A 15,267-nucleotide genomic window follows, 5' to 3' on the forward strand; every position below is an offset into this window, starting at 1 on the left:
TTGGGCGGGTCTGATGTTTCCTCGCTTCGGACGCGACATCGGCTTCCCCATCGCGGGATGCGCCGTGCTCTTCGCCGTGTTTGTGGCGGGTGGCCTCATCTACCAGAGTCTGCAAGCCCGAGCCGCCGAACGTCTGGTGACGGTCATGCTGATCGACGCCATCATCGTGCTCGGCATCCAGATCTACGTCGGCAACACCGGTGTGCTGTCGTTCGGCCACATCGGCTTCGGCGCGATCGCCGGCTACGCCTTCGCGATCTTTGCCATCAGTCCCGAGGAGAAGCTCAAGCGCATTCCAGATTCTCCATTCGGATTGCAGGAAGTTCTGCTGAACCCGTTGCTGGCCGGTGCCGTGGCCATCGGGGTGACCGTGGTGGTAGCGCTCGTCGTGGGCATCGGATTGGCGCGCTCGGGCGCGGAATCGGGTGCTGTCGCGGCCACGGTGATCACCTTGGCTCTGCTGTTCGTCACCCATGAGGTGGCTCGCAACTGGCCTGACCTGACTGGTGGCAACCGTGCAGGTCTCACGTTCAAGGTCGGGGCGGCGCTCGACAGCAAGCTGCCGATCTATCTCTGCCTGCTAGCGGCGTTGATCATCGCTCGGCTCTATGGGCAGAGCCGCAGCGGCAAGCTCGCGGTGGCGGCCCGCGAAGACAACTTGGCTGCACGCGCCATGGGCGTGAACCCGCTCGTGCAGCAGACAGCGGCGCTGCTCATTTCCGTCATGATCGTCAGCGTCGGGTCGTCGCTGCGGGTGTACCAGAACGGCTCGATCCTTCCCGACGATTTCTTCTTCAGCTATACGTTGCTCACGCTGGCCATGCTCATAGTCGGCGGCCGCAACAGCGTCACCGGAGCGCTCGTTGGAGTGGCGGTGATGACCGTCGGGCGCGAGTTGGCCCGGCGTTTGGGACAGGACGGCTTCGAGGTGTTCGGACTCAGCCTCGACGCTGGACCGCTGGATTGGATCTTCCGAGAAAACCTTCAGACGGTCTTCTTGGGCCTGGCAATGCTCGGCTTCATGATCTTCAGGCCTGACGGCCTCCTCGGGGACTGGGAGCTGGATGCCTCGCTGTGGCGTCGGTGGCAGCGCCGTAAGCCCGAGGTTCGACCCGAACCGCTGGCCGAAGTAGCGCCAGTGGGCTTGCACGCCGAGGTGGCCCATGAGGGTGCAGCCCTCGAGGTGGGAGATCTCGTTGTCAACTTCGGCGGCTTTCGAGCCCTCGATGGTGCAGGCCTCACCGTCGCGCCCGACGAGGTCGTCGGATTGATCGGCCCCAACGGGGCCGGCAAGACGACGCTGGTCAACGTGATCACCGGGATAGTTGTTCCTGCTGAAGGCTGGTTCAGGGTGGGCGAGCGCGAGCTGAATGCCGAGCCGAGCCATGAGATCGCTCGTGCAGGTCTCCTGCGTACGTTCCAGAACCTGCGGCTCTTCGGAGCGCTGACCGTGCGCCAGAACGTGGAGCTGGCCAGCCGTGTGGCAGCCCGGCACCGGCCGGGGACCCATCCGCCGGTGGAAGCGCTCCTCGCCGAGGCTGGCCTGTGGGAGGTGAGGGCTCGCCGCGCCCGCGAACTCGACTACGGCAGCGCCCGTCGGCTGGAATTAGCCCGCGCAGCAGCCATGGCGCCGGCATTCCTGCTGTTGGACGAGCCCACGAGCGGCATGAGCGATGCCGAGTCAACCGAAATGATCCGGCGGATTCGCCACATGGCTGCGGCAGTCGACGCGGGCGTCTTGGTGATCGACCACGATCTCAACTTCATCACCGGCATCAGCGATCGGATATACGTGCTCGATCAGGGCCAGGTGATCAGCATCGGCACCCCCGACGAGGTGCAGTCCGACCCAGCCGTGCGTGCCGCGTACCTCGGCACTGAGACCGGCGCGCAGACCTGAGGCTGAGTACTCTCGGATGCTGCTGGGATGCTGCTGGAAATGTGCCACCGAGATCATGACGACGTGGGAGTGACATGAGCACGGCAACGCTGGAACGAACAGACGAGCCGCAGCGAATCTGGGACGAGGGCGACCCCGACATGCCGGCCGAGTTCGCTGATCTGCTCGTGCGGATGCTGAGCTACCACGTCGAGAACAGCACCAATCCTCATTACACCGACCTGCTGACCAAACTGTGGGATCGCTGCCTGCGGTTCGCGCCCGACGAAGCGACCAAAGGGCTCCTGGTCAAGCTGATGCAGCAAGAGGTCGAGCACGGGATCATCAACGCTCACATCCTGGCCGGACTGGGAGTCGACAAGGTTGACCGCCCGATCGAGCAGTACGCGTTCCGGCTGCCGATGGACACGTTCTGCGACCTGTCGTACTTCCATGCGCTGATCGACCGGGTCGGCGTGTACATCGGCGAAACATGGGACGGCGTGCCCTACAAGCCGCTGGCAGACATCGCCACACGCGTGCATAAGGAAGAACTGTTTCATTGCACGCTCGGACTGCGCAATTTGCGCCTCGTCTGCTCGACGCCCGAGGGCCTGGAGGAGGCGAACGAGCGGATCGGGGTCTGGTGGCCGGCGGCGTTGGACATGTTCGGACGGTCTGATTCCGATTTCGGCGACGCCTACGTGCGGTGGGGCCTGCGGAAGAAGAACAACGCGGACCTCCGCAGGCAGTACATCGCTGACACGAGGCCGCTGCTTGAAGAGCTGGGGATCGAGGTGCCGCCGAATCGGCTGAACCGCCGGTTCCTCTAGCTGGCCATGGATCCTGGAGCTACAGGGCTCGCGGTCAAGGTCTCACGGCCGGCACCCGAGGTCGCGATCATCGAGACATCGTCGTCGGTGCACTGGGAGTGCTTCTGGATTGCCGAGGGCGACCACACGCTCGTCGTGGGAGCCTTCGACCGCGGCGACAAGTCATCGCCGGAGCCTCGCGTCCAGGTCATCAACAAGCCGTACGGATGGGACATGCAGCCGGCTTCTGATCCGCCGTCTGCTGGCGACGATGAGGACCTGTTGGTGCAGGTGTGGCAACTGCTGAGTTCGAACTGAGCGTGCGGAGCGAGGTAGCGGCGTGAATCTCGAGACGCTGGGCCAAGTGCTGGTGGAGACCGAGGTGGTCGTCGAACCCGAATCCGTGGCGCTGCTGGTCGATGCGCTTGGAACGCCCACCGCAGGCGAGGTAGCGCTGCGGCTGCCCTTCTTCGGTCCGACCGTGGGTGGCAGCGATTCGGTGGTGGGGCCCATCGGCCTCAGCCTGGAGCGAGGCCTGGCCGGCGGCCAGTCGTTCGAGTGGCACCGTTCGTTCCGTCTGGGCGAGCGAGTGTCCGTGGTGGTGTCGGTGGAGGACATCATCGACAAGGGAACGCTGCACCTCGCCACTGTGCTGTCGGAGTACCGCGACGCCGACGGGGAGCTGATACAGCGCCAGCGAACGGTCTTCGTCGAACGCAAGCCGGCGGATTCCTCCGAGGACTCCGACGCGGCCGTTGACGAGCGCTCGGCGGGGGCGGCGAGCACGTGACTGACTTCGAGTTCACCCCGGCGGCCGCTCCGACGGTCACCCGCGAGGCGATGCGCAGCTTCGTCGACGGGGTGCAGGACGCGAATCCGGTGCATACCGACCCGGAGTTTGCAGCCAAGGCCGGGCTGCCCGACGTGGTGGTGCAGGCTTCCCACACCACGGCGATCGCGCTCGATGCGCTGGCCGCGCAGTTCGGTGCCGATGCGATTCTGAATCTCGACGTTCGGCTGCGCGGACCGGTCTTTCCTGGCGATGACCTGACGGTGTCGCCGGTGAGTTTCGGGGAGCACGATCGAGGCGTGGAGGTGCGCAACCAGCGGAGTGATGTCGTGGCAACCGGCATCGTCATCCTGCGCGGCGACCCCGACGAGTCGTGACATCCCACAGTGGCAAGCTGAATGCCTCGGTCAAGGGGTGAGCAGCGGCGCCCGAATCCCGATCTAGGTCCCGAACAAGGTTCAAGCACCGGTCGAACGGCGACGTCGTTATCACGGAATCGCGGTGCGTATCCACTACATCCACGACGATCTCAGTGTGCGGAGCATCACCTTCGTGACATCCGTAGCAGTGAGCGTCACCGACGCCCTGAAACAGTTCGGCGTGCGCATCGAGCGGTCGTAGAGGCATCAGAAGCCATGGCGACGTTTGATGATGTGCGGCGGCTCGGGATGGAGCTGCCCGAAGTGGTCGAATCAACCTCGTACGGGACGCCGGCGCTCAAGGTCCGCAAGAAGCTGGTGTGCCGGATGTGGAGCGAGCGTGAATACAACCGCGACTCGGTGCACGACACCGAGGTGCTGGTGGTGTTCTGCGAGCTGGAGATGAAGTCGGTCCTGCTGGAGAACCATCCCGACGTGCTGTTCACGGTCCCGCACTACGACGGCTACGGCGCGGTGCTCGTCCGGATGGCCGACGTCGATCTCGACGACTTGGCCGACTGGCTCGAGGACAGCTACCGGCACCGAGCGCCTCCGACACTGATTCGGCAGCTCGACGTCGACAACAACGACGGCCTCTGACGACACGGCCGCCGTGGGTCCCATAAATCGCTGTCCCACTATTGATAGTTAAGTGGTATGTTAATCCCATGAGTGGCACACACACTGTCCTGATGGGCGACCGGGGACGCATCGTCGTGCCGTCGGAGGTGCGGCGCCGTGCCGGTCTCGCCGAGGGCACCCCCATGGTGTTGGTCGAGTCTGAGGACGGGTTGGTGCTGCTGACCCGGGGCCAGCTCAAAGAGCGCGTTCGACGGAATCTGGCCGGGCTGGATCTCGTCACCGAACTGCTGTCGGGACGTCGGCATTCCGCAGCACGCGAGGACGCAGCGTGAGCGCTGTGCTGGACGCATCGGCGGTGCTGGCGTTCATGCAGGGGGAGGACGGCGCCGAGGCCGTCGACGCCGCGCTGAGCGATGAACCCTGCTGCGGTGCGGCCAACTGGTCCGAAGTTGCGCAACGGATCATCGCCGCATGTGGCGACTGGGATCTGGCGAGAGCGCTCTTGCTCAGCTACGACCTGCGGATCGAGCCCGTGACTGCAGCAGATGCTGAATGGGCCGCGCATCGCTACCAGCACGGCGAGGGTCTGTCGCTCGCGGATCGGCTCTGCATGGCTCTCGGGGAGCGTCTCGAACTGCCCGTCCTCACTGCTGATGGGGCCTGGGGGTCTGCAGGCCGTGTCGTCCAAGTCCGGTAGGCCGCTACCTCGTCGAGCAGATGGCCCAATGCTGGGCAGCATTGCTGCTGGTGGAGGAGGTGACATCTCAGACCACAAGCAGTTCGCGAGCGGGCAGGAAGACGCGCCGAGCTTCAAACGCTGCAGGGCAATGGACGATGGCTTCGACGTGAAAGAAATCGAGATCGGGGCCGGGAAACCAAAACTGGTCGAGATCGCGGGCGTCGTCGTAGACCCATGCAGGGGCGGTGATCCCCTCATGCATGCAGCGATGCTCCACATAAGCGGCCAAGAATGCGTCCCAACGCGCATCTACCGGTCCCGGCTCGTTGGCTACGAGTCTCAGGCGGGCGACGAGCGGCGTGTCCTCCCACACCAATCCGAATTCATGGAGCACGATTCGCAACCGCATCTCGTCGTCGCACCCACGCAGTCGCAAGGCGAAGTCCTTCAACAGCCGCCGTCCCACCGGCGCGTCGTTGTCGGCAAGTGCCATCGCCTCGACGGTACCGCCCGTTCGACAGTGGCTAAAGGGCTATTGGCCTTCGACGAGTCGAGCTGGGAAGCCGCCCTTCGAGATGGGCCCCCATGACTCGATGCGTAAGCGCAGCAGCACCTTGCCCTGGCGAGTCATCGCAGCCTGGCAGTCTTGCCGTTCGGCACACCGTTGGGCGGTTCGGATTGCCGGGGGTTCGCATGAATCGCCCGAACAGGGAAGAATCGGCATCGGGCCGCGCTTCGTGCCGGCGCAGACGAGGGGTGAATCACACGATGTTGCAGCACTACCGGGTTTTGGATCTCTGCGAGGGAATCAGCCAGTTCGCGGGCTATCTGCTTGCCAGCCTGGGAGCTGAGGTGATTGCTGTCGAGCCGCCCGGCGGCGTGCGCAGCCGCCATCTGGGTCCATTTGTCGACGACGAGCCGGACCTGGAACGCTCGCTGGGCCACTGGGCCTACAACCAGGGCAAGCGCAGCGTCACAGCCGACCTGAGCACTGCGGAGGGTCGGCAGCGACTGCTGGAGCTCGTGAGGGGCGCGGACTCGCTCATCGAGGACGCGCCGGTCGGCCACATGTCTGCACTGGGTCTCGGCTATGACGAGCTCGCCGCCGTCAATCCTGCCATCGTCCATGCGTCCGTGACGCCGTTCGGCTCGACCGGTCCGCTCAGCACCTGGGCAGGCTCGGATCTCACGGCCGTTGCCGGCAGCGGGTTCCTTCACGCCAGCGGTGACAAGGACCGCTCGCCGGTGCGAGTCTCGGGCGTACCCCAGAGCTTCCTGCAGGCCGCCGGCGACGCCGCTGCGGCGACGCTCATTGCACTCCGTGAGGCCCAGCGCAGCGGTCTCGGCCAGCACGTCGACATCTCTGCGATGGAATCCATGACCCACGGCCAGCCGCAGAACATGTCGCCACGGGTCAATGCCAACCCCATCGACCGCATCGCCGGCGGCCTCAGCCTCGGCGGCATCGACATCCCGATGATGTTCCCGTGCGCCGACGGCAACACCATCTGCGTCGCGCTCATGGGCGTGGCATTTGCGCCCTTCACGCGACGGCTCGTGGAGTGGGAGGCGTCCGAGGGCTTCGCTGACGAGGAGCTCCAAGCGGTGGACTGGGAAACCATCGCAGTCGAGGTTCTCAGCGGCCAGCGCTCGCCCGAGATCATCGGCAAGTCGTTCGCGACTCACGCCCGCTTTCTCGCGACCAAGACGACCGAGGAATTGTGGGCTGCGGCATTCGACCGGAATCTGCTGATCACGCCATCGGCACTGGTCAGCGATCTCCTCACGAATGTGCACTTCGCCAGTCGCGACTTCTGGCGAGACTCCGAGTTGGACGATGGGCGAGTTGCTCGCTTCTGCGGCCCGCTGGTGCACTTCAGCGACGAAGCGCCCGAGCGCACGCCGGTCGTGCCACAGCTCGGAGCTCACGACGACGCGATCGACACCGAACGGCAACCCCATGCGGCAACCGTGGTCGCCGCCGGAGCCCCTGCGACCAGCGGCTCTGCCTCGGGCGACGCTGAGCCAAATGGCGCCGCCTTGGATGGCGCCGTGCTGCCGCTCGCGGGCCTGAAGGTGGTGGAGTTCTCATGGGTCATCGCCACGCCCTCGGCGGTGCGCATTCTGGCCGACTACGGCGCCACCGTGGTGAAGGTCGAGACCGAGGGCCGGCCCGACACCATGCGCACGGTCAACCCGTTCGTCGACGAGGACCCACACCCCGACAACAGCGTCGGCTACGGCGTGTACAACGCAGGCAAGCGCAGCCTCAGCCTCGATCTCAGCAAACCCGAGTCTCGCCAGGTGGTCACCGACCTGATCCGCTGGGCCGACATTGCCACGGAATCCTGGGCGCCGGGTGCGGCAGCGCGCATGGGTTACGGCTACGAGGATCTGTCGGCGATCAATCCCCGGATCATCGTGCTGTCGAGCTCACTTCTGGGCCAGAGCGGGCCCTATTCGAGTCTCGCCGGCTACGGATTCATGGCAGCGGCCATTGCCGGTTTCTACGAGATCACCGGATGGCCCGATCGCGGCCCCGCCGGACCGTATGGCCCCTACACGGACTTCTTGGCGCCACGAGTCATCGTTGCATCGCTGATGGCCGCCCTCGAGCGCCGGGACCGCACCGGCGACGGCTGCTACATCGACGTGTCGCAGACCGAGGCAGCCCTGCACTACCTGGCTCCGGCCATCTTGGATGCCTCGGTCAACGGCCGGGATCCCGAGCGCTGCGGCAACGAGGACCCGCACATGAGCCCGCACGGCGTTTACCCGAGCGCCGGCGACGACCAGTGGGTGGCGATCGCCTGTACCGACGACCGGTGGCCGGCACTCGCCGGCGCAGTGGGGCTGGACATTGACGGGGCCGCTGGCTGGGACCAGGCCGTACGGCGCGAGCGTGCTGCGGTGATCGACGAGGCGATCTCGGCGTGGACCTCCGAGTGCAGCAACGTCGAGGCCGCCGAGGCGTTCCAGACCCACGGCATCGACGCCTACCCGGTCAACAACGCGCAGGGCTGCTGCGACGACCCGCAGCTCACATCTCGCGAACACCACATCAATGTTCCCCAGAGCCATCGTGGGACCATGTGGACCCAGAACTGCCGGACGCGCATGTCACGTACGCCTCCGGTCGTATGGCGCGGCGGGCCGTGCTTGGGCGAGGACAACTTCGAGGTGCTCACCGAGTTCTTGGGCTATGACGCCGACCGCATCGCCGATCTCGCGGCAGCCGAAGTGCTTGGCTGAGCGCGCGAGTGGAGCGCATCGCTGACATTGGGGCGGCGGTTTCACATCCAGTGTTCGATGTCTAAGTCATCGAAGACTGCGAAGTCCGACGTGTTGGCGGTCACGAGGATCAACCCGTTGACCGCTGCGATGGCCGCGATCTGACCGTCGACAAAGGGCGGTGTCGTGCCGACAGCAGCCAGTCGTGCGCGCTCCCGAGCGTGCCAGTCAGCCGCCCTGCGGTCGTAATCCACCACTTCGAAGCGTTCCAGCACGACTTCCTCGACATAGCGCTCGATCACCTCGCGTCGCCGCGATTGGGGAAGTCGACAGCACCCAAAGCGCAGTTCGTGCCAGACCAGTGCCGGTATCGCGATTTCACCGTCATGTTCACGAAGACTGCGCAGCACCTCCGCATTCGGCTGCGGCCGCAACGGTTCTGAGACGATGTTCGTGTCGAGGAGGTACTGCATCGGCTACAGCGACACGTCGCGGCCGGGTACATCGTTGCGCAGATCTCCGAAGAGCTCGTCAGGGTCGAGTTCCAGCTCGGTGAGTCTGGCGCTGTCGGCGAATTCCCGATACGCCTCGTCAAAACTCCGATGGCTGGCAGCGAGCCGTTCGAAAGCCCGGCAGCTGATCAGGACTGCCACGGGCTCACCCCTGCGGGTCAATTGGACTGCTTTGCCGCTCTCTGCCTCGCGGACCAGCGTCGACAGATTGCGCCGTGCCTCGGCGATGGATTGGTGATCCGTTATCGCAAACTCAGAAATGTACATCGAGAAGTACATTACCCGCAGGAGATCCCACTCCTCATCCAGCGCCGCTGACTGGCGTTGGGGGAGTGGTGATGGGAGGAGGCTGGTGGCGGGCGCAGTCGCCCGAGATGATGTCGTTGATCCGGTCCACTCGGCCGCCCTCGGCGGCGGGAACGGGAGCACCGCTGATGTCGAGTAGGTGCGGGTGGAACGACCAACCCGCGATCTCATCGCCGTCGAAGTCGATCTGCAGCACACCGGTCTCACCGGTGATGCCGGACCGGTAGTGCCACACGAAGTTGCCGAGCGAGTAGGCCACCAGCTTCCCGTCGCCGAATACGACGGGCTGCAGCACATGAGAGTGTTGGCCGATCACCGCATCAGCGCCGTTGCGCAACAGCTCGAAGGCGAAGTCGCGCTGCCGTCCATCGGGACAGGTCATCCGCTCGACGCCCCAGTGCACGACCGCGATCACCACATCGGCGTCCCCCGCAGCCACCCGGACGTTCGCGAGTACTCGGTCGCGCTGATAGGCCGACGCGATGCCTGCGCGCGTCCGGGTGGCCGGAAAGTCGAGCGGCACCACCATCGAGGCCCCGACGAACGCGACGCGAACGCCTGGTCGCACCTCGATGATCCGATGCCGGTAGGCGTCGGGGCTGGTGGCTCCCGCCCCGAGCGCGATCACCCCCTCGGCCTCGAGCAGCTCAACCGTGTCGACGAGCGCATCAGGCCCGTAGTCGCCGGCATGGTTGTTCGCCAAGTTGGCAACGTCCACGCCAGCGCCAGCGATGTGCTCGGCGGCGGACGGTGGCGCCCGGAAGACGAACTCCTTGTCGGCGGGCTCGCCACGCTCGCTGATGGCCATCTCCACGTTCACGACAGCAATGTCGGCTGTGTCCAGCGATGGCTCGATGCCGGCGAACGGATCGATGTCGGCGGCCTCGCTGCGATCCATCAGCACATCGCCGCCTGCCAGCAGGGTCCATCTCAGATCGGGCTCAGTCGTCGACGGTGTTGCGGTGGTTGTCGCAGCAGGCGCCGCTTCACCAGCGGGCGACGAAATCGTCGTGGCCACAGGCGACGCGGCCGGCTGCCCGTGACTCGCGGCTGCATCCATGGCGTCGTTCGTCGCTGGGGCCGGTGCCACCGTGGCCGTTGTCGGCGTCGGGGCCACCTGCACGGTGCTGGCGCTGCAGGCTGCGGCCAGCACAGCAGCGCCCGCTACGAGCACCCATGCGCGTTCCAAGACGTCCGCTCGGCACCGCCTCCGGTCCGCGGTCGAGTTCAGCAGCGCCTCAGCCTGCAGCCAGGTACACGACCGCATCGAGGTCGTCGTTGGCGTCGGCATACGCCGCCTCGTAGTCGAACACCAGCAGATGATGCCAGCAGATCCACGGGCTGCCGATGACATAGCGGTTGAAGAAACCGCCGTGGTTGAACAGCGTGTAGCAGCCGAACAGCCCACCCATCGAATCGCCGACGTCGGCGGCGAAGCCGATGCCGAAGTTGGCATCGGTCTGGTACACGACCGGCAGCGGTTCGGGCCAGTCGATCGGCGGGCCTTGCGTGGTGATCTCGAAATCGAAGTCCATGAGGTCGGAATGGACGATGTGGGTCTGCGTAAGCGGAAGCTGCTGTGGTTCTGCCATGAGACGTCCCCTTGGGTCCGATTGCGTGAGGCCGAGTCTCGCGCAGCGTTCAGCGCGGTCGCGTCTCGCTCAGCCGCCAGATGAGGTCACGTCGGTGTCACGCAGTCCGGAGCGCGAACTAGCGTCGCGCACGCTGGGCCGCCCGGCGCCGGGCCACGTCTGGCTGCGGACAAGGAGACGCTCATGGCACTTGCAGACACAGTTCAGGGGATTCTCGACCGGGGAGTTGCCGACGGCGATGTCGTCGGCGCAGTGGCAAAGATCGTCGGACCAGACGGCGAGATCTGTTCCGGGTCAGCCGGCACACGCGGCGCCGACAGCGATGTGGCGATGACCAACGACACCGTCTGCTGGATCGCCTCGATGACCAAGGCGTTGACCGGCACCGCGGCAATGCAGCTCGTCGAGCAGGGCAAGCTCTCGCTCGACGGCCCCGCGGGGGAAACGTTGCCGCTGCTGGACGAGCTCGATGTGCTCTCCGGGTTCGACGACAGCGGTGCACCCGTCACTCGGGCCCGCGATGGCGACATCACGCTGCGACAGCTGCTGACCCACACCGCCGGCATGGGCTACGACATCTGGAGCGCAGAGCTCGGGCAGTACCAGGAAGCCACGGGCACGCCCGGCATCACCGAGTGCCAGAAGTCGACGCTCAGCATTCCGCTGCTCTTCGATCCGGGCGAACGCTGGATGTACGGAACAGGCATCGACTACGCCGGCCAAATGGTCGAGACAGTGTCAGGAATGTCGCTGGGGGAGTACTTCGCCGAGAACATCACCGGACCGCTTGGCATGTCCGACACGGCGTTTCGAATCAGCGACGACATGCGGTCGCGACTCTCGGCCATGCATGCCCGGATGGAGGACGGCTCGCTGGTCGAGATGCCATTCGAGATCCCCCAGGATCCCGAGATGGAAATGGGCGGGGGCGGCTTGTACTCCACGATCGACGACTACTGCCGCTTCCTGGCGATGATGCTGAGCGGCGGCAGCCTCGACGGCCGCGAGATCGTCTCGGCTGACACGCACCAGCAGATGGTTTCCAACGCCATGGGCGACCTGCGGGTCACGATGCTGCACACCGCGATCCCGCCGTATTCCAACGATGCCGAGTTCTTCCCTGGACTCGAGAAGTCCTGGGGACTCACCTTCCAGATCAATGAGGAGCCAGCGCCGACTGGTCGCCCGGCGGGCGGTCTCATGTGGGCCGGGCTGGCCAACTCGTTCTTCTGGATCGATCTGCAGAACCAGCTGGCCGGCTGCTACATCAGCCAGGTCGTGCCGTTCGCGGATGCACGTTCGTACCAGCTGTACGAAGACATCGAAACCGCCACCTACGACAGCTTGTAGCCGACGAATTCAGCACCGACGTCAGCTGGCGTGGCGTGTCCCTTGCAGGAGTTGCCGCGCAAGCAGCGAAACCGCGGCGACGACTCGGGCTCGCCCGTCGTTCGCTACTACGACAGATGCCCGCCGAAGCGTCCCATCGATGGCTACTGCTGATGCCCACAGAGTGTTCGAACCGACGATCTCGTAGTGACCGGTTCGTCGCTTCGTCTGTGTCGAGTTCCTTGCTGGCGTCGCAGCGCTGACGGGTGGCGCCGGCTCGTGCGAGCACACGAGTTCCAACACCCGATTTCGCGATTCCATTCCCAATAAGTTCTGCTCGGAATCGAGGAGAGTCGAAACAAATGTGGTCAGATCAGGAAGGTTCATGTGCATCGTCCCTGCTGACGAATAGACCCGGGGGTTGTCGCTGTACATGTCGTCGGGGAGCCTTCGAGGACTTCGGCCGAGAGCGATGGATCCAAGCCGGAATCGAGCGCCGTGCCCAGAGTGCGACGGTGAAGAGCTTGGTGCACGAACCGAGATGCCAACTGTCCGAAACGGCGACATCTTCGGCGGCGTTTCGGACGCAATTGCCGAGCACCTGGAACTTCGTCGGCTGGCCGTGTCGTACCATCCCGATGCCCATGGCCGGCGCGCCGCTCTGTTGAAGTATGGCGGTGGTGGACTCGTCCATCAGATAGAAGCCTTAGCGGATAGGCGGCGATGCCCGGCAGCCCCGACGGCTTGGACTTTGCGCAGAAATGCCGCCACAGACGGCAAATCTGCGCACAGAAGGCGTGACAGCAACTTTCCGAGCCACCACCTATCCGCGCTGCGGCTCAGGCGGTCGCGGGGCCCAGCACCAGGCAGCCGTTGTGGCCGCCGAAACCGAACGAGTTGCTGAGCGAGGGGCCCGGCTCCCAGTCGGCAGCCTGACCGGTCACCAGGCGGAACTCCGCGAGCTCGGGATCGGGTGTGGTCCAGCCGGCAGTCGGCGGGATCTTGCGATGTCGCATCGACATCAGCACCGCCACGGCCTCGAACGCTCCTGCGGCCCCGAGCGCGTGGCCGGTGACGCCCTTGGTTGAGGTCACCAGCGGCCCGCCCGGGCCAAACAGCTTGTTGAGCGCCTCGGCTTCTGCAGCGTCGTTCAGTGGGGTGGACGTTCCGTGAGCATTCACATGGGTGATGTCGGCAGGTGTCAATCCGGCATCTTCGATGGCGAGCTGCATGCAGCGCAACGCACCCACGCCACCGGGTGCCGGTGCAGTGATGTGGTGGGCGTCGGCGTTCGAAGCGGTGCCGAGGACTTCCCCGTGGATGGTTGCGCCCCTCGAGACCGCCGAGTCCCAGTCCTCGAGGATCAGAGTGGCGGCGCCCTCGGCCATCATGAAGCCGTCGCGTTCCTTGTCGAACGGCATCGAGACGCCGCTCGTCGACAGCGCGGTCATGTTGACAAAGCCCGCTGTGCCCACGGGAGTCATCACCGACTCGCAGCCGCCGGCCACGATCACGTCGGCGGCTCCGGCGCGGATCAGCCGCGTTGCGTACCCGACCGCGTGAGTCCCTGCTGCGCAGGCTGTGGTCAGAACCTCACAGGGGCCAGCCAGGCCATACCGCATCGAAATTGCTGCACCGGGAGCGTTGGGCATCATCATCGGGACCATGAACGGCGACACCCGGCGTGCACCCTTGCGGTCAAGCACGAGAACCTGGTCTTCGAAGGTTTGCAGTCCGCCGACACCCGTTCCGTAGATCACGCCACAACGCGCCGGATCGGACGCCAAGTCGCCTGCGTCGGCGATGGCCTGCGCAGCCGATGCCATGGCGAGCTGAGTAGACCGATCAGCCCGCCGCGCCTCCTTGGGGTTGTCGTAGTACATCGCGGGGTCGAAGTCGGTGACGCGACGTTCGCCCTCTGGCGGTTCGGAGTTCAACCCCTGCCAGAAGTCGTCCACGCCGGTCCCGGCGCACGAAATGACGCCGAGGCCGACGACAGCTACACGACGGCTGTCGCTCACTGGGTGCAGCTCACAGGGCGACGCTCACAGCTTGGATTCGACCAGCTGGATCGCGTGGGCGACGGTGGTCACGCCTTCCAGCTCTTCCTCGTCCACGTTGATGTCGAACTCTTCTTCGAGGGCCATCACCAACTCGACGAGATCCAGGCTGTCGGCGTCGAGATCGTCAGCGAAGCTGGCCTCGGGCGTGACTTGCTCGGGATCCACGGCCAGCACCTCGACGGCGCAGTCCCGGAATCGATCCAACGTGTCACTCATGCTGATCCCCTCATGTGTGGGTTCTCACCCGCACGATCCCGCGACGGCCGTGCGAGTGCGAAGTGTAGATCGCGGACGGTCAACGTCCTGCTCGCATACTGCATCGTTCAGTGACCCATCCCCAGGCCGCCGTCGACGGGTATTACGGCCCCGGTGATGTAAGCGCCGTCGTCGGACGCCAGAAACGCCACTGCAGCGGCGATCTCGGACGGCTTTGCCACTCGGCCCAGCGGAACAGCCTCGGTGATCGCGGCCTGCTGCTCGTCGTTCAAGGCACCGAACATCTCGGTGGCGACCGGCCCGGGGGCAACGACATTCGCGGTAATGCCACGTGAACCGAGTTCGCGCGCCAGCGATCGGGCCATCCCCACGAGGCCAGCCTTGGATGCGGCGTAGTTGACCTGTCCCGCAGACCCCAGCAGCCCGACTACCGAGGACACGAAGATCAGCCGTCCCCAACGCGCCCGCAGCATCGGCCGCGCTGCCCGCTTGGCCATCCTGTACGCGCCTATGAGATTCGTGTCGACAACAGCGGCAAAGTCCTCGTCGGACATGCGGAGCACGAGCTGGTCACGCGTAATGCCGGCGTTCGCGACCAAGATCTCGACCGGTCCCAGCTCTGCTTCGATGTCACGGTAGGCGGCGTCGACCGCATCGCTGTCGGCCTGGTCGCACGCCACCCACAGCAGTCGCTCGTCGTCAGGCGCCTCGGTGCGGCTCGTGACAGCGACATGGTGGCCAGCGTCGGCGAACAGCCGCGCTGTCGCCAAGCCGATGCCGCGGCTGCCGCCGGTGACGAGCACCGTGCGTGCTGTTGAGGGGCGCGTAGTTGAGGCGTTCATCGTGTGCCGAGTAAG

The 15,267-nt window shown here is 65.4% G+C and carries 18 protein-coding genes; 10 read left to right on the forward strand and 8 right to left on the reverse strand.

The window, feature by feature from the left end:
* The first annotated feature begins 13 nt into the window (after nt 1–13).
* The 8 genes from ACOQPH_RS04210 to ACOQPH_RS04245 all read left to right on the forward strand — a co-directional run bounded on the left by ACOQPH_RS04210 (nt 14) and on the right by ACOQPH_RS04245 (nt 5,179).
* Entirely contained in the window at nt 14–1,900 is a 1,887-nt protein-coding gene (locus ACOQPH_RS04210; RefSeq protein ID WP_420623483.1) for an ATP-binding cassette domain-containing protein, read from the forward strand.
* Between the two features lie 74 nt (nt 1,901–1,974).
* A complete protein-coding gene (locus ACOQPH_RS04215; RefSeq protein ID WP_419552800.1) occupies nt 1,975–2,712 on the forward strand; it encodes a Phenylacetic acid catabolic protein in 738 nt (245 codons plus the stop codon).
* A gap of 6 nt (nt 2,713–2,718) precedes the next feature.
* A complete protein-coding gene (locus tag ACOQPH_RS04220; RefSeq protein WP_420623484.1) occupies nt 2,719–3,009 on the forward strand; it encodes a hypothetical protein in 291 nt (96 codons plus the stop codon).
* Nucleotides 3,010–3,031: 22 nt separating this feature from the next.
* Entirely contained in the window at nt 3,032–3,481 is a 450-nt protein-coding gene (locus ACOQPH_RS04225; RefSeq protein WP_420623485.1) for an FAS1-like dehydratase domain-containing protein, read from the forward strand.
* The gene (locus tag ACOQPH_RS04230; protein WP_420623486.1) at nt 3,478–3,858 is read left to right on the forward strand and encodes a MaoC family dehydratase; all 381 of its coding nucleotides are present in this window, start codon (nt 3,478–3,480) and stop codon (nt 3,856–3,858) included. The genes ACOQPH_RS04225 and ACOQPH_RS04230 overlap by 4 nt, the downstream gene beginning before the upstream one ends.
* A gap of 258 nt (nt 3,859–4,116) precedes the next feature.
* A complete protein-coding gene (locus tag ACOQPH_RS04235) occupies nt 4,117–4,500 on the forward strand; it encodes an MmcQ/YjbR family DNA-binding protein (protein WP_420623487.1) in 384 nt (127 codons plus the stop codon).
* A gap of 68 nt (nt 4,501–4,568) precedes the next feature.
* Nucleotides 4,569–4,814, forward strand: a complete 246-nt coding sequence (locus ACOQPH_RS04240) for an AbrB/MazE/SpoVT family DNA-binding domain-containing protein (RefSeq protein WP_420623488.1) — start codon at nt 4,569–4,571, stop codon at nt 4,812–4,814.
* Nucleotides 4,811–5,179, forward strand: a complete 369-nt coding sequence (locus ACOQPH_RS04245) for a PIN domain-containing protein (RefSeq protein WP_420623489.1) — start codon at nt 4,811–4,813, stop codon at nt 5,177–5,179. The genes ACOQPH_RS04240 and ACOQPH_RS04245 overlap by 4 nt, the downstream gene beginning before the upstream one ends.
* A 67-nt stretch (nt 5,180–5,246) precedes the next feature.
* Here ACOQPH_RS04245 and ACOQPH_RS04250 read toward each other — a convergent pair whose 3' ends face one another.
* Nucleotides 5,247–5,654 carry a hypothetical protein gene (locus tag ACOQPH_RS04250; protein ID WP_420623490.1) on the reverse strand — a complete coding sequence of 136 codons (408 nt, stop codon included), beginning with the start codon at nt 5,652–5,654 and terminating at the stop codon, nt 5,247–5,249.
* A gap of 263 nt (nt 5,655–5,917) precedes the next feature.
* Between ACOQPH_RS04250 and ACOQPH_RS04255 the strand changes: the two genes are divergently transcribed.
* On the forward strand, nt 5,918–8,413 hold the full coding sequence (locus ACOQPH_RS04255; protein ID WP_420623491.1) for a CoA transferase: 2,496 nt from the start codon (nt 5,918–5,920) through the stop codon (nt 8,411–8,413).
* Nucleotides 8,414–8,454: 41 nt separating this feature from the next.
* On the opposite strand, the gene ACOQPH_RS04260 is transcribed toward ACOQPH_RS04255, so the two are convergent.
* From ACOQPH_RS04260 to ACOQPH_RS04275, 4 genes are read right to left on the reverse strand one after another with little or no spacing between them, the layout of a single operon-like run.
* Nucleotides 8,455–8,865, reverse strand: a complete 411-nt coding sequence (locus ACOQPH_RS04260; RefSeq protein ID WP_420623492.1) for a type II toxin-antitoxin system VapC family toxin — start codon at nt 8,863–8,865, stop codon at nt 8,455–8,457.
* A 3-nt stretch (nt 8,866–8,868) separates the two neighbouring features.
* A complete protein-coding gene (locus tag ACOQPH_RS04265; protein WP_420623493.1) occupies nt 8,869–9,171 on the reverse strand; it encodes a type II toxin-antitoxin system Phd/YefM family antitoxin in 303 nt (100 codons plus the stop codon).
* 34 nt (nt 9,172–9,205) lie between these two features.
* On the reverse strand, nt 9,206–10,501 hold the full coding sequence (locus ACOQPH_RS04270) for a CapA family protein (RefSeq protein ID WP_420623494.1): 1,296 nt from the start codon (nt 10,499–10,501) through the stop codon (nt 9,206–9,208).
* Nucleotides 10,449–10,802, reverse strand: coding sequence for a hypothetical protein (locus ACOQPH_RS04275; RefSeq protein WP_420623495.1), 354 nt, complete (start codon nt 10,800–10,802; stop codon nt 10,449–10,451). Before ACOQPH_RS04275 ends, ACOQPH_RS04270 begins: the two co-directional genes overlap by 53 nt.
* 183 nt (nt 10,803–10,985) lie before the next feature.
* On the opposite strand from ACOQPH_RS04275, the gene ACOQPH_RS04280 reads away from it, so the two are divergent.
* Nucleotides 10,986–12,152, forward strand: a complete 1,167-nt coding sequence (locus tag ACOQPH_RS04280) for a serine hydrolase domain-containing protein (protein WP_420623496.1) — start codon at nt 10,986–10,988, stop codon at nt 12,150–12,152.
* 818 nt (nt 12,153–12,970) lie between these two features.
* On the opposite strand, the gene ACOQPH_RS04285 is transcribed toward ACOQPH_RS04280, so the two are convergent.
* The 3 genes from ACOQPH_RS04285 to fabG all read right to left on the reverse strand — a co-directional run bounded on the left by ACOQPH_RS04285 (nt 12,971) and on the right by fabG (nt 15,252).
* Entirely contained in the window at nt 12,971–14,152 is a 1,182-nt protein-coding gene (locus tag ACOQPH_RS04285) for a beta-ketoacyl-[acyl-carrier-protein] synthase family protein (RefSeq protein ID WP_420623497.1), read from the reverse strand.
* 24 nt (nt 14,153–14,176) lie between these two features.
* A complete protein-coding gene (acpP, locus tag ACOQPH_RS04290) occupies nt 14,177–14,410 on the reverse strand; it encodes an acyl carrier protein (protein ID WP_419552816.1) in 234 nt (77 codons plus the stop codon).
* Between the two features lie 107 nt (nt 14,411–14,517).
* Nucleotides 14,518–15,252 (reverse strand): 3-oxoacyl-ACP reductase FabG, encoded by a 735-nt coding sequence (gene fabG / locus ACOQPH_RS04295; protein WP_420623498.1) that lies wholly within the window; start codon nt 15,250–15,252, stop codon nt 14,518–14,520.
* Nucleotides 15,253–15,267: the final 15 nt, after the last annotated feature.

The organism is Candidatus Poriferisodalis sp., assembly GCF_965221945.1.
Lineage (GTDB): Bacteria > Actinomycetota > Acidimicrobiia > Acidimicrobiales > Poriferisodalaceae > Poriferisodalis.

Coding starts and splice junctions, on each gene's coding strand:
- ACOQPH_RS04210 (WP_420623483.1), top strand. CDS start 14: ATGTTTCCTCGCTTCGGACGCGACATCGGCTTCCCCATCGCGGGATGC.
- ACOQPH_RS04215 (WP_419552800.1), top strand. CDS start 1,975: ATGAGCACGGCAACGCTGGAACGAACAGACGAGCCGCAGCGAATCTGG.
- ACOQPH_RS04220 (WP_420623484.1), top strand. CDS start 2,719: ATGGATCCTGGAGCTACAGGGCTCGCGGTCAAGGTCTCACGGCCGGCA.
- ACOQPH_RS04235 (WP_420623487.1), top strand. CDS start 4,117: ATGGCGACGTTTGATGATGTGCGGCGGCTCGGGATGGAGCTGCCCGAA.
- ACOQPH_RS04240 (WP_420623488.1), top strand. CDS start 4,569: ATGAGTGGCACACACACTGTCCTGATGGGCGACCGGGGACGCATCGTC.
- ACOQPH_RS04250 (WP_420623490.1), bottom strand. CDS start 5,654: ATGGCACTTGCCGACAACGACGCGCCGGTGGGACGGCGGCTGTTGAAG.
- ACOQPH_RS04260 (WP_420623492.1), bottom strand. CDS start 8,865: ATGCAGTACCTCCTCGACACGAACATCGTCTCAGAACCGTTGCGGCCG.
- ACOQPH_RS04265 (WP_420623493.1), bottom strand. CDS start 9,171: ATGTACATTTCTGAGTTTGCGATAACGGATCACCAATCCATCGCCGAG.
- ACOQPH_RS04270 (WP_420623494.1), bottom strand. CDS start 10,501: ATGCCGACGCCAACGACGACCTCGATGCGGTCGTGTACCTGGCTGCAG.
- ACOQPH_RS04275 (WP_420623495.1), bottom strand. CDS start 10,802: ATGGCAGAACCACAGCAGCTTCCGCTTACGCAGACCCACATCGTCCAT.
- ACOQPH_RS04280 (WP_420623496.1), top strand. CDS start 10,986: ATGGCACTTGCAGACACAGTTCAGGGGATTCTCGACCGGGGAGTTGCC.
- acpP (WP_419552816.1), bottom strand. CDS start 14,410: ATGAGTGACACGTTGGATCGATTCCGGGACTGCGCCGTCGAGGTGCTG.
- fabG (WP_420623498.1), bottom strand. CDS start 15,252: ATGAACGCCTCAACTACGCGCCCCTCAACAGCACGCACGGTGCTCGTC.